Origin of the sequence: Vibrio sp. Of14-4 (assembly GCF_022347625.1) — a bacterium.
GTDB lineage: Bacteria > Pseudomonadota > Gammaproteobacteria > Enterobacterales > Vibrionaceae > Vibrio > Vibrio pristinus.
This window is the reverse complement of the sequence record NZ_JAKRGI010000006.1, coordinates 85,852-98,486: the sequence shown is the minus strand read 5'-3', so window position 1 is coordinate 98,486 and position 12,635 is coordinate 85,852. Positions and strand designations below refer to the sequence as shown.

General features: G+C 43.1%; 11 protein-coding genes. 9 read left to right on the top strand and 2 right to left on the bottom strand.

Annotated features, from left to right (window positions below; translation table 11 throughout):
* The first annotated feature begins 29 nt into the window (after positions 1-29).
* The gene (locus tag MHN79_RS08115; protein ID WP_239172467.1) at positions 30-2,042 is read left to right on the top strand and encodes an NADPH-dependent 2,4-dienoyl-CoA reductase; all 2,013 of its coding nucleotides are present in this window, start codon (positions 30-32) and stop codon (positions 2,040-2,042) included.
* Positions 2,043-2,091: 49 nt separating this feature from the next.
* On the opposite strand, the gene purU is transcribed toward MHN79_RS08115, so the two are convergent.
* Positions 2,092-2,925 carry a formyltetrahydrofolate deformylase gene (gene purU, locus MHN79_RS08110; RefSeq protein WP_239172466.1) on the bottom strand — a complete coding sequence of 278 codons (834 nt, stop codon included), beginning with the start codon at positions 2,923-2,925 and terminating at the stop codon, positions 2,092-2,094.
* A 196-nt stretch (positions 2,926-3,121) separates the two neighbouring features.
* Here purU and MHN79_RS08105 point away from each other — a divergent pair, with 196 nt between their 5' ends.
* The 8 genes from MHN79_RS08105 to rnd all read left to right on the top strand — a co-directional run bounded on the left by MHN79_RS08105 (position 3,122) and on the right by rnd (position 10,962).
* Positions 3,122-3,322: a hypothetical protein gene (locus MHN79_RS08105; RefSeq protein WP_114787239.1), complete on the top strand. Its 201-nt coding sequence runs from the start codon at positions 3,122-3,124 to the stop codon at positions 3,320-3,322.
* A 136-nt stretch (positions 3,323-3,458) separates the two neighbouring features.
* The gene (locus MHN79_RS08100; protein ID WP_239172465.1) at positions 3,459-5,372 is read left to right on the top strand and encodes an ATP-dependent DNA helicase; all 1,914 of its coding nucleotides are present in this window, start codon (positions 3,459-3,461) and stop codon (positions 5,370-5,372) included.
* A gap of 24 nt (positions 5,373-5,396) precedes the next feature.
* Entirely contained in the window at positions 5,397-6,098 is a 702-nt protein-coding gene (gene tsaB, locus MHN79_RS08095; protein WP_239172464.1) for a tRNA (adenosine(37)-N6)-threonylcarbamoyltransferase complex dimerization subunit type 1 TsaB, read from the top strand.
* A gap of 22 nt (positions 6,099-6,120) precedes the next feature.
* Complete coding sequence (locus MHN79_RS08090) at positions 6,121-6,423, top strand: chromosome partitioning protein ParA (RefSeq protein ID WP_239172463.1); 303 nt, start codon at positions 6,121-6,123, stop codon at positions 6,421-6,423.
* A 19-nt stretch (positions 6,424-6,442) separates the two neighbouring features.
* Positions 6,443-7,000: a Slp family lipoprotein gene (locus MHN79_RS08085; protein ID WP_239172462.1), complete on the top strand. Its 558-nt coding sequence runs from the start codon at positions 6,443-6,445 to the stop codon at positions 6,998-7,000.
* Positions 6,997-7,854, top strand: coding sequence for an alpha/beta hydrolase (locus MHN79_RS08080; RefSeq protein WP_239172461.1), 858 nt, complete (start codon positions 6,997-6,999; stop codon positions 7,852-7,854). The genes MHN79_RS08085 and MHN79_RS08080 overlap by 4 nt, the downstream gene beginning before the upstream one ends.
* 114 nt (positions 7,855-7,968) lie before the next feature.
* Positions 7,969-9,657: a long-chain-fatty-acid--CoA ligase FadD gene (fadD, locus tag MHN79_RS08075; protein ID WP_239172460.1), complete on the top strand. Its 1,689-nt coding sequence runs from the start codon at positions 7,969-7,971 to the stop codon at positions 9,655-9,657.
* Positions 9,658-9,846: 189 nt separating this feature from the next.
* Positions 9,847-10,962, top strand: a complete 1,116-nt coding sequence (rnd, locus tag MHN79_RS08070; protein ID WP_239172459.1) for a ribonuclease D — start codon at positions 9,847-9,849, stop codon at positions 10,960-10,962.
* A gap of 49 nt (positions 10,963-11,011) precedes the next feature.
* On the opposite strand, the gene MHN79_RS08065 is transcribed toward rnd, so the two are convergent.
* A complete protein-coding gene (locus tag MHN79_RS08065) occupies positions 11,012-12,571 on the bottom strand; it encodes a SulP family inorganic anion transporter (RefSeq protein WP_239172458.1) in 1,560 nt (519 codons plus the stop codon).
* Between the last annotated feature and the right edge of the window lie 64 nt (positions 12,572-12,635).

The window sequence follows — 12,635 nt, the reverse complement described above, 5'->3', positions numbered from 1 at the left end:
TGGTCAGACCAGAATAAGATAATAAAGTGATGTCTGCTATGTACCCAAATTTGTTAAAGCCCTTGGATTTAGGATTTACTCAGATTAGAAATCGAGTCTTGATGGGCTCTATGCATACTGGCCTTGAAGAACATAAAGAGGGGCTGGGAAAACTGGCTTCTTTTTATGCCGAGCGTGCAAAGGGTGGTGTTGGTCTGATTGTAACAGGAGGCTTTTCTCCCAATTTACGGGGCAGACTCCATCCGTTTAGTGCTGAGTTTAGCAAGCCAAAACACGCTAAAGCCCACAAAATCGTCACTGAGTCTGTTCATAAGCATGACGGCAAAATCGCGCTTCAACTTTTGCATGCTGGTCGTTATGCAATGCACCCCTTTTCTCAAAGTTCATCTGCTATCAAAGCGCCCATTGCTCGCTTTGCTCCGAGTGAAATGAGTGATCGGCAAATAAAGAAAACTATTGCAGCTTTTGCTAATAGTGCCGTACTTGCCCAATCTGCCGGTTATGATGGGGTTGAGATTATGGGCTCAGAAGGATACCTAATTAATCAATTTATCTGTAAGCGAACCAACACTAGATACGATGATTGGGGGGGTAAATATGAGAATCGTATTCGCTTCCCACTAGAGATTGTCCGAGCGATGCGACAAGCGGTTGGGAAAGAGTTTATTATCATTTTTCGTCTATCAATGCTGGACTTAGTCGAAGAAGGCAGCACGTTTGATGAAGTAGTCATTCTAGCAAAAGAGCTAGAGAAAGCGGGAGTGACTATAATCAACTCTGGGATTGGTTGGCATGAGGCGCGCATTCCTACAATTGCGACGCAAGTGCCACGTGGTGCTTTTACTTGGGTAACGGAAAAGGTTCGTCCACATGTCTCTGTTCCCATAGTGACATGCAATCGTATAAACACTCCGCAAGAAGCAGAGCGTATTTTATCTAGCGGTCATGCAGATATGGTGTCAATGGCACGTCCGTTCTTGGCTGATCCCTATTTCGTAGTGAAAGCGGAAAATGAACAGGCTCATTTAATCAACACTTGCATTGGATGCAATCAAGCTTGTTTAGACCATGTTTTCAAAGGTAAGAGGGCAAGCTGTTTAGTCAATCCGCTTGCTTGCCGTGAAGATGAGCTCAGAGTCACTCCCACCAGCTCGCCAAAAAATATTGCTGTCGTTGGAGCTGGACCAGCTGGGCTATCCTGTGCTACGACCTTAGCCAAGCGAGGTCACCATGTTGATTTATTTGAAAGAAACGATCGAATTGGTGGACAGTTCCGCCTCGCTATGCAGATCCCAGGAAAAGAAGAGTTTCGAGAGACGATTCGATATTTTGCAAATCAAATCGATGAAACGGGTGTAAAACTTCACCTTGAAACAGAGGCCAATTTTGATTTGCTTGCTGAGTATGATGAGGTGGTGATGGCCTCTGGCGTTGAGCCACGTAAGGTAAAGATCGAAGGAGTTGAAAACCCTGAGAAAGTTATCGATTACCAAACATTGATCAAAGAGAAAGCTTATGTCGGAGAAAAAGTAGCGATTGTGGGCGCTGGTGGTATTGGTGTTGATGTGGCTACCATGTTGACAGAGCCATCTGGTCATAACCTCGATGATTGGCTTCATGATTGGGGAATAGATAAAGATATTTCTCATCCAGGAGGTTTGTTTCCATATCCAGATTCTCATACTGAAAAAGATGTCTGGGTTCTTCAGCGCCGCGCAGGAAAAGTGGGTAAAGGTCCAGGAAAAACAACGGGCTGGATTCACAAGCGAACGTTGGAGAAAAGAGGGGTAAACCTGCTTGGCGGTGTGAGTTATGACAAAATTGATCAGCAAGGTTTGCATATTACCTGTAACAACAACCACCAACTACTTGAAGTCGATAAGGTCATCATATGTGCTGGTCAAGAGTCTGTCAGGCCATTTGAAGACAAATGGCAACAAATGGGCGATAAACTCCACATTATTGGCGGGGCGGATCACGCTGGAGAACTGGACGCAGTTAGGGCAATTCGTCAAGGAGTAGAGCTGGCGATAAAGTTGTAAATTAGAGTTGAGCGGGAAGGCCTTTATTTAAGGTCCTCCCGTGTATATATTAAAGTATGACGGTTTTATTCCCCATCACAAACACGTGGTCATTGACCACTTTATTTAATGCTTTACTCAAAACGCTTTTTTCAACATCTCGTCCTGCTTGCGCCATATCTTGCGCGCTAAAATTATGATCGACAGGTATGACATCCTGCTTGATTATAGGGCCTTCATCGAGGTCGTTGGTGACAAAGTGAGCGGTCGCTCCGATGATCTTTACGCCTCTATCATAGGCTTGTTGGTAAGGCCTAGCGCCAATAAACGCAGGGAGAAAGCTGTGATGAATGTTAATGATCTTATGGCGATAGTTTTCAACAAAAGAAGGTGTTAATACACGCATAAATTTGGCTAGAACAAGATAATCTGCGTTGTATTGATCAATCATCTCAAGCATTTTTTTCTCATGTTCTTCCCTATCTAATCCTATGTGTGAGATATAGTGGTAAGGGATATCAAATTTCTCTGTAAGGCTTTGAAGGCTATCGTAATTACCCACTACAGCAGCAATGTCAACATTGAGGCTGCCATCATAACTTTTCATCAGAATATCGCCAAGGCAATGTGCTTCTTTGGTCACCATAATCACGATACGTTTTCGATTGGCTCCGACTAACTTTCGTGACGCCCCTTGAGGTAAAGCCTGATCCAACTCCTCAAGGAGTATACTATCGTTGAAGTACCCTTGGAGTTCAGTACGCATGAAAAAGTGACCGCTCGTATTATCTACAAATTCGTTGTTGTGAATAATGTTGAGCTGATGTTTGTAACAGATGTTGGTTACTTTTGATATAAGGCCTGGTGCATCTTTACAATGAGTAAGTAGTGTTTTCTTTTCCATTGGGATGTGACTTCCGTGAATTATGTTGTTTGTGACGAAAAACCGAAATTTGGCGCTAAATTATTAAGCGGTCTGTAACTATACCGACTACAATTATCCTAATGTTGTGACAGTTTCAAGCATTAATCCTAGTTAACCGATTGGCTAGGTGAATTTGTCGAGAAACTGACTGATGTCAGCCCGAGAGGTAGTAGATATGGACAGAGATCTACTTGCGCGCAAGTTGTACTGTGAAAGAGTGAGTGCGCTGATTGGCGATCAAGAGCTTAATGAAGAACTTCTCAATGAAATGTGGGAAAACAAAGCATCGCCTAGTGAAGCTGCTCGTGCAATGACAGATTGCCAAAATGAGTTTGAAGGCCCAGCTTGGCTGTCGCGTTATTTGAATCGACGTTAAGTAACTGAAAGTAAAATGTTCACATCCTCTTTTGAGAAAAAGAGTGTGAATTTGTTCGCTCTATTTATATTCGCATCCCGAGCTTTAACCTGACATAATCGGTTTTTACCCAATCTCAGATTCACATTCCTACTTGATGATTTCAAAAATTTTTTCAGCTGAAGGTGCTTTAGGTAAAGTAATTAAGGGCTTTCAACCTCGAAAAGCCCAGTTACAGATGGCTGAAGCCGTTTCCACTGCGATTCAATCCAGTCAGCAAGTGGTTATTGAAGCGGGCACAGGAACGGGAAAGACTTTTGCTTACCTTATTCCAGCGCTGCAAAGTGGAAAAAAGACCATCATCAGTACAGGGTCAAAAAACCTCCAAGAGCAACTGTTTCACCGTGATTTACCCCTAGTGACTGATGCTCTCGGTTTTGGCGGGCGAGTTGCTCTGTTAAAAGGCCGTTCAAACTATTTATGTCTTGATCGTTTAAGTCGGCAGATGGTCGAAAGCCATGGAGAGGGAACAGACACTAACCTTCTTAGCCAATTGGTTAAAGTGAGGTCTTGGTCGAGTGAAACAAAAAGTGGTGATCTGGGTGAATGCAGTGATATTGCTGAAGATAGCCCCGTAATTTCCATAATCACTTCAACCAATGATAACTGTTTGGGAAAAGACTGCCCCAGCTATCAAGACTGTTTTGTTCTCAAAGCTCGTAAAAAAGCCATGGATGCCGATGTAGTTGTGGTCAATCATCATCTCTTCTTGGCTGATTTAGCGATAAAGGAAACTGGATTTGGTGAGCTTATTCCCGAAGCTGAAGTTTTTATTTTTGATGAGGCACACCAGTTACCTGATATTGCCAGTCAATATTTTGGCCAATCATTGTCTAGTCGACAGATCCAAGAATTATCTAAAGATATTGAAATCGCTTATCGCACTGAAGCTAAAGACATGCGTCAGTTACAAAAAGTTGGGGAGAAATTGCTACAAGGTGCAATGGATCTCAGGGTTGCGTTGGGGGAACCTGGTTATAGAGGTAATTGGCGCGAGGCGATACAGTCTGCTGCAATTAAAAGGGATCTTGAGCGTTTGCGTGAGACGCTTGAGTTTTGTATCGAAGTACTAAAATTAGCACTTGGTCGCAGTCAGCTCCTTGACACAGCGTATGAGAGAGCTAGCGTGATACACGCTCGCCTAGTTAGATTGTGTGATGTTTCCATTACTGGATACTCATATTGGTATGAGACAACACCGCGCCATTTTAGCTTGCATATCACTCCTTTGTCGGTCGCTGATAAGTTTCAAGAGCAGATTACACAAACAAAAGGTGCTTGGATTTTCACCTCTGCAACTTTAGGGGTAAACGGAGACTTTGGACACTTTACCTCTAGGCTTGGTATTAAGGCTGATACTGAGTTAGCCTTGGCTAGTCCGTTTGATTATCACACTCAAGCAAAGTTGTGCGTTCCTCGCTACTTACCTGAACCAAATAGTCCTAATATGGCGGATAAGTTAGCGTCTATGTTAGGGCCAGTGATTGAAAAGAATCAGGGTCGATGCTTCTTCCTTTGTACGTCTCATAATATGATGAAGGAATTGGTTGAAAGGTTTCGCAATAGCTTATCAATCCCTGTGCTAATGCAAGGAGAAACCAGTAAACAAAAAACTCTCAGTGAGTTTATGGAACTGGGGAACGCCTTACTGGTTGCAACAGGCGCATTTTGGGAAGGTATTGATGTTAGAGGTGATGCCCTCAGCTGTGTTATTATCGACAAGTTGCCTTTTACAGCACCTGATGATCCTCTACTTAAAGCAAGAATTGAGGACTGTCAGTTAAAAGGGGGGCAGCCATTTTCACAGGTTCAACTGCCAGACGCTGTCATCACCTTGAAACAGGGAGTGGGGCGTTTAATTAGGGATAAAACAGATAAAGGCGTGCTGATCATTTGTGATAACAGGCTGGTCACTCGGGATTATGGTGGAGTTTTTCTTGCCAGTTTACCGCCAATTCCCAGAACTCGAGATTTGGCAGTCGTGCAAGATTTTCTTGCACAAATTAAATAAAAAAACAGATAGTTAGAGAATTCAATGAGCGCAAAAATTCTTGCCTTAGATACAGCAACTGAAAATTGCTCTGTTGCATTACTTGTTAATGATCGTGTGTACGTACGTAGAGAAGTTGCACCTCGAGATCATACGAAGAAAATTCTACCTATGGTGGACGAAGTATTGAAAGAAGCGGGTCTTAGCTTGAATGAGTTGGACGCGTTGGCATTTGGTCGGGGTCCAGGTAGCTTTACTGGAGTCCGTATTGGCATTGGTATTGCACAGGGTTTAGCGTTTGGAGCTGAGCTTCCTATGATTGGTATCTCCACATTACAAGCGATGGCTCAAGGTAGTTACCGTAATATGGGCGCAACGCATGTAGCCTGTGCAATTGACGCTCGAATGAGTGAAGTGTATTGGGGGCGTTTTATGCGTCAAGAAGATGGCACTTGGGCTTCTGTCGATGACGAGGCTGTGAGCCCTCCTGCTGTAGTTGCTGATAATAGTCGAACCGATGATATATCTTGGGTTACAGCTGGCACAGGTTGGGAGGCTTATAAAGAGTCGTTGGATACTGTTCAATTCGATATTGTGACGGGTAATATTCTGTACCCAGATGCTGAAGATATTGTTGTGTTGGCCAAGTTTGAATTTGAAAAGGGCAATGTGGAAACAGTTGAAGAAGCCAGTCCGGTTTACTTACGTGATAAAGTAGCATGGAAGAAGCTGCCTGGTAGAGAATAAGAGGATTTAACACGGGGAGAGTATGGTTTCTATCAATGGATTACCTCCATCCCTTCCAGGGCCAAATAAAGCCAATAAAACTGGAAAAAAAGATGGAGTAAAAAAATCACACAGTAAAACACCCGTTGATCAGCCAAGTAAAGTGGCCAGCGCCGTTGCGCATTCTATCCGTCGTGTTGACGAGTCAGATATCCATAACGCACAACTTCAGTACGATCTTCCTGAAGGACATGGAAGAAAAGCCCTGGCAGAGTATATGAATGTGATGAACCAAACAAAGCGCGAAGAGCTGTCGCAGCTTTTAGGCGTTGACCTTTATATTTAACTGATTCAAAAGGCTCCCTATGCAATCAAACGTATTTAAATGTTCTGTACTCACACTTCTTATTATCGCACTGAGTGCTTGTAGTACTTTACCGGAAGACTTGGTATCGACTAATCCTAATGTACAGACCAGTTACTCAAACTGGAGAGAATCATTGGATGTCACTCAGGAACTTCGCTTGGGTGGAGTGATTGCTCATGTAACTAACTTAAAAGACACAACCAGAGTCGAGGTGGTTAACTTACCGATAGGCTCAAGTGGTAAACCGGATATCAATCAAGAGCCACAAGGGCGTTTTGTCGCTTACATTCAAGGCTTTGCTGACCCTGTAAAGCTGTCCGAAGGGCGTTTGATTACGTTACTTGGAGATAGTGACCATAAAGAAACTGCACCCGTAGGTAACTATAGCTATGAATTTCCTGTGATGAAGGTGAAAAGCTACCATTTATGGAAAATTGAAGAGCGAGTGATCATGCATAATGACTTTGGCCCTTATAATTATTCTTGTCGCAGTCTCTATTGCCGTGAAATCACTCGCGGTACACGACAAGGTATTGTGATACAAGAAGTTAAATGAATTTTCGAAATACACGATACTCCCTTGCAGAGGGATACATTAGTGCAGTTGAGTATGGTTACAGTCACTGTGCTGATTGTTCCATCGTGTTTATACATGGCTGGCTCGACAACGCTGCCAGTTTTGAATCCGTTATGAAAGAGCTACATGGATTAGAACCGACTCTTCATCTATGTGCCATTGACCTGCTTGGTCATGGTCAATCTAGCCATAAATCGGGTAACAACTTTTATCCATTCCATGATTATATTGATGACGTTTATCAATTTTTATTAAATTTATCACCCAAGAAACTGATATTAGTCGGTCATTCGCTTGGTGCTTTGATTGCAAGTTGTTATAGTGCGGCTTTTCCAGAGCAAGTGAGTGCGCTTGTTGAGATCGAAGGACGCGGTCCCTTGTCCGAGAATAGTGAGAATTCTGTCTCACGCCTTAGGGAAGGTATACTGCATAGGCTAAAAGTTCGCAGCAGAGTGAGTCGACCATTTTCTTCGTTAGATGATGCCGTTGAAGTACGGGCTAAGATCAATCGAATTTCTTCAAACCTCATTAGCCCAATAGTGCAACGAGGGCTTAAGCAAGTACCAGAAGGCTGGCTATGGCGGCATGATGAAAAGTTGCAAGGCCAGTCTCTCTATCGTATGTCTCCTCAACACGCGCAGTCGATAAGAGAAAATATAGAGTGTCCTCATTTAGTTGTATTGGGTAAAAATGGTTTCCCATACCTACGTCAGGAACTAGAGGGAGAAAAGAGTTGTGTTGAGGTCACGACCGTTGAAGGTGGCCATCACTGTCATTTAGAATCCTCATCTAGAGTATCTAGTCTAATTTTTGCTTTGGTTAACAGAATTTAAATTAGTAGCCGAGCCTTTCGTGCCCTAGTTATGTGGCTGTGTTGTAATACGGGCCGATTAGAATATATATGGCGTTAGATTGATAACAGCCCACTTACTTCAAGGAGTATTGTCGTGGATAAACCTTGGTTGTCTCGTTATCCTAGCGATGTGCCAGAGCACATCAATCCAGATCATTACCCGTCTCTAGTTGAAATGTTTGAGCAGTCAGTACAGAAATTTGCTGATCAGCCAGCGTTTACAAATATGGGCTCGGTGATGACTTTCCGTAAATTGGAAGAACGTAGTCGTGCCTTTGCAGCGTACTTGCAAAATGAACTGAAGTTACAGAAAGGCGATCGAGTTGCTTTGATGATGCCTAACCTTTTGCAGTATCCAGTGGCTTTGTTTGGAGTTTTGCGTGCGGGTCTTATTGCAGTCAATGTCAATCCTCTATATACACCGCGAGAGCTAGAGCACCAACTTAATGACTCAGAAGCGAAAGCGATTGTTATTGTATCTAATTTTGCTCACACGCTGGAGCAGGTGGTAGAGAAAACTTCTGTTAAGCATGTTGTATTAACCAGTCTAGGCCAAATGCTCCCCAGAGCTAAAGGAACTTTGGTTGACTTTGTGGTTAAGTACGTTAAGGGGATGGTACCCAAATATAACTTGCCCGGCGTAATTTCAATGCGTAAGACGTTACAAAAAGGGCGCCGCCTACAATATGTTAAGCCTTTTATGTCAGGGGATGATATTGCGTTTTTGCAGTATACAGGTGGTACGACTGGAGTGGCCAAAGGTGCTATTTTAACCCACAGCAATATGATTGCTAATGTCATGCAGGCTAAAGCCATGTATGGACCTGTGCTAATAGAAGGCAGAGAGTCAATTGTTACAGCGCTTCCGCTATATCATGTTTTTGCCCTAACAGTAAATTGCTTATTTTTCCTTGAATTAGGAGGCAGTAATCTCTTAATTACCAACCCGAGAGATATCCCTGGTTTTGTCAGAGAGCTGAAGAAAAATCGTTTTACAGCAATAACAGGTGTTAATACCTTGTTTAATGCTCTAGTCAATGATGAAGACTTCCATGAACTTGACTTCAGCCAACTAAAATTAGCAATTGGTGGTGGTATGGCTGTGCAGAAAGCTGTCGCTGAACAGTGGAAGAAAACCACTGGAGTCTGTCTGCTAGAGGGTTATGGCCTTACAGAGTGTTCACCTTTAGTTACGGTAAACCCATACGATGCGGGGGAATATACCGGAGCAATTGGTCTACCTGTGCCTTCAACAGAAGTTCGTATTATTGATGAACAAGGCAAGGTACTGCCTAACACTCAGGTAGGTGAACTTCAAGTTAGAGGTCCTCAGGTGATGCAAGGTTATTGGCAGAGACCTGAAGCGACTAAGGAAGTGATTAATGGCGATGGCTGGCTTTCAACAGGTGATATTGTCAGGTTTGATGATAAAGGGTTAATCCATATTGTTGATCGCAAGAAAGACATGATTTTGGTCTCTGGTTTCAATGTATATCCTAATGAAATTGAGGATGTTGTTGCCTTGCATGGCAAAGTTTTGGAAGTCGCCGCTATCGGTCAACCGCATGACGTGTCTGGAGAGGTAGTAAAGGTTTATGTAGTTAAACGCGATCCTAGCTTAACCAAAGATGAAGTCATTGCTCATTGTCGTCAGCATATGACGGGATATAAAATACCTAAGCTGGTCGAGTTTAAAGATGAGTTACCCAAAACAAACGTTGGAAAAATACTAAGACGTGTGCTGCGGGAAGAGAATGATGCAAAACTCGACAAAGTCAGCTAGATTTAAATACAAAGAGAACCAAATACTTATCGGATATCTCACCCATAAAAGGGTAAAATATAAATAAGTAGATACCCAGTGATAAAGAACGCCGGCTACATGAGTCGGCATTTTTCTTTATCGATCCTAAGGTATGTTGATATTTTAAAAACATGTCTAACTTGCCTTATTACTCACAGTGAGAGTTTTGTGAATTATCAGATCATTACCCAATCGGAGCAGTTAGATTCAGTATGTCAAAGAGCAAGAAAATCAAGCTCAGTCATGTTGGATACTGAGTTTGTAAGAACACGCACTTTTTACCCGCAACTTGGCCTCATTCAGTTGTATGATGGTGAACACCTTTCCTTAATCGACCCTACAGCTATTGATGATATGTCGGCGTTTATTGGTCTTTTACAAGACACATCTGTGCTTAAGATACTACATGCTTGTGGGGAAGATCTGGAAGTTTTCAATAATAGTTTCAAATGCTTACCAGTCCCAATGATCGATACCCAGATTATGGCGGCATTTCTAGGGCATGGTTTGTCGACTGGTTTTGCAGCTTTGGTTGAATCGTATTTAGACATTTCTCTTGATAAAAGTGAATCTCGTACCGATTGGTTGGCGAGACCTTTGACAAGTAAGCAGCTCGAATATGCGGCGGCTGACGTGTTTTATTTATTTCCTCTGTATGAAAAATTACTTGAGGCGGTGAGCCAGTCGGGGTGGTGGCACGCTGCTCAACAAGAAAGCGAACTGCTTTCTAATAAAAGAATCAAAAAAGTAGACCCTGACAATGTTTATCTCGATGTAAAAGGTGCTTGGCAATTAAAACCCCAAGAGCTCGCCATCTTGAAACCTCTCGCTGCTTGGCGATATAAAGAGGCGATACGTCGCGATTTAGCTTTGAACTTCATATTCAAGGAGCAAGACTTACTTTCGATTGCTAAGCTGGGTTTGCAGAGTAAACAAAGTATGGAAGATGAAGGGCTAGATAGCCGCTCTGTTGAACGCCATAGCGCGCGTATTATCTCCATTGTCAAAGCAGCTCAGATGCAATCGACGACGGACTATCCTGATAGGATAGAGCGCTTAATGGATTTGCCGAGATACAAACATAAGTTCAAAGCGCTTAAAGATGAAGTAAAAAAAGTGTCTCAATCTTCCGGTTTAGCAACGGAATTCTTAGCATCTAAGAAACAGCTCAATCAATTGATTTCATGGGTGTGGAAGAAAAACCGTGATCCACAACAGTTACCTGATGTGATGCAAGGGTGGCGCTTAGATTTGCTTGGTGAAAAGCTAAATAAATTATTGTAGATAGTGATATAGGGTGCTTTCAACTGAAAGCACCCAGTTGGGCTATTTTCTAACCAGCTAGTACATCAGTAGCGACTTTATAGCTCGGATCTTCTTTAACGTTGATTTCGACTAAGCTTCCTGCTTTGTCGAGTAGTTTTCGACAGTCTGGGCTTAGGTGACGTAAATGAAGTGTCTTCCCGACTGATGAATATCTTTCCGCAAGTGTCTCGATCGCCTCGATCGCTGAATGATCGGTTACTCTTGAATCAGCAAAGTCAACAATAACATCTGTGGGGTCGTTTTGAGCGTCGAATAACTCGAGAAAGTTGGCGGTTGAACCAAAGAAGATTGGCCCGTGAATCTTGTACTCTTTGGAGCCTTCATCATTTATTTTTGTGTCGGCGTATATGTGTTTTGCATGTTGCCAAGCAAACATTAGCGCTGACGCAATAACACCCACACCAACAGCGATTGCGAGATCAGTTAATACAGTAACGACAGTAACAAGTACGATAACGAAGAAATCCTGTTTTGGAACTCGGCGAGCGAGTTTGAAAGTTGCCCATTCAAAGGTGCCAATCACTACCATAAACATAACGCCCACAAGAGCCGCGAGAGGAATCATCTCGATAAGCGCTGATGCAAATAAAATAAACATCAGTAGGGCAATAGCCGCGACAATGCCAGAAAGGCGACCACGTCCTCCAGAGTTGACGTTAATCATTGATTGCCCAATCATGGCACACCCGCCCATGGCGCCAAATACAGAACAGGTAATATTCGCCATGCCCTGACCGACACATTCTCTGTTTGACTGGCCTCGTGTATTAGTCATTTCATCCAGTACAGTGAGTGTCAAAAGAGACTCAATCAGCCCGATTGCTGCAAGAATAATGGCATATGGGAGAATGATTTGAAGCGTTTCAAGCGTCATGGGGATCATAGGTAATGCGAATGTAGGCAGCGAGCCAGCCAATGTTGCTTGATCATTGCCTGACATGGTCCTCAGAAAATCAACCACAGTTCTTGTCTCTAAATCCAAACCAACAACCAATGCCGTGACGCTAACTATAGCGACCAGTGAAGAAGGGACCGCGGTTGTGAACTTAGGTAAAAAGTGAATGATGGCCATGGTTAGAGCAACTAAGCCTAGCATTAGCATCATTTGATCTTGCGGAAGCCAGGTCAGGGCGCCAGTAACATCGGGAACTTTAAACTGGCCTAGTTGAGCCAGGAAGATCACAATAGCTAGGCCATTAACAAACCCTATCATCACGGGATGAGGGACGATACGAATAAATTTGCCCAACTTAAATATGCCAGCTGTTACTTGAAGAAGACCCGCTAGCATAATAGCTGCAAATAAGTACTGTACTCCATGAGAAGCGACCAGAGACACCATAACCACAGCCATTGCGCCAGTTGCTCCGGAAATCATACCTGGACGACCACCAAAAACAGAGGTAACTAACCCAACAATAAAGGCCGCATAGAGTCCAACCATAGGATCGACACCAGCAACGAAAGCAAAAGCAACCGCTTCAGGGACTAATGCAAGTGCAACGGTCAAACCGGATAACACATCATTTTTTACAGAGTGTTTTGAAAATTGTGGAAATTCAAACATGTTTGCTCAGTTTTAGTAAACGTTATCCGGATAGCAAGATAACGATAAATTAATAGATAAAAGT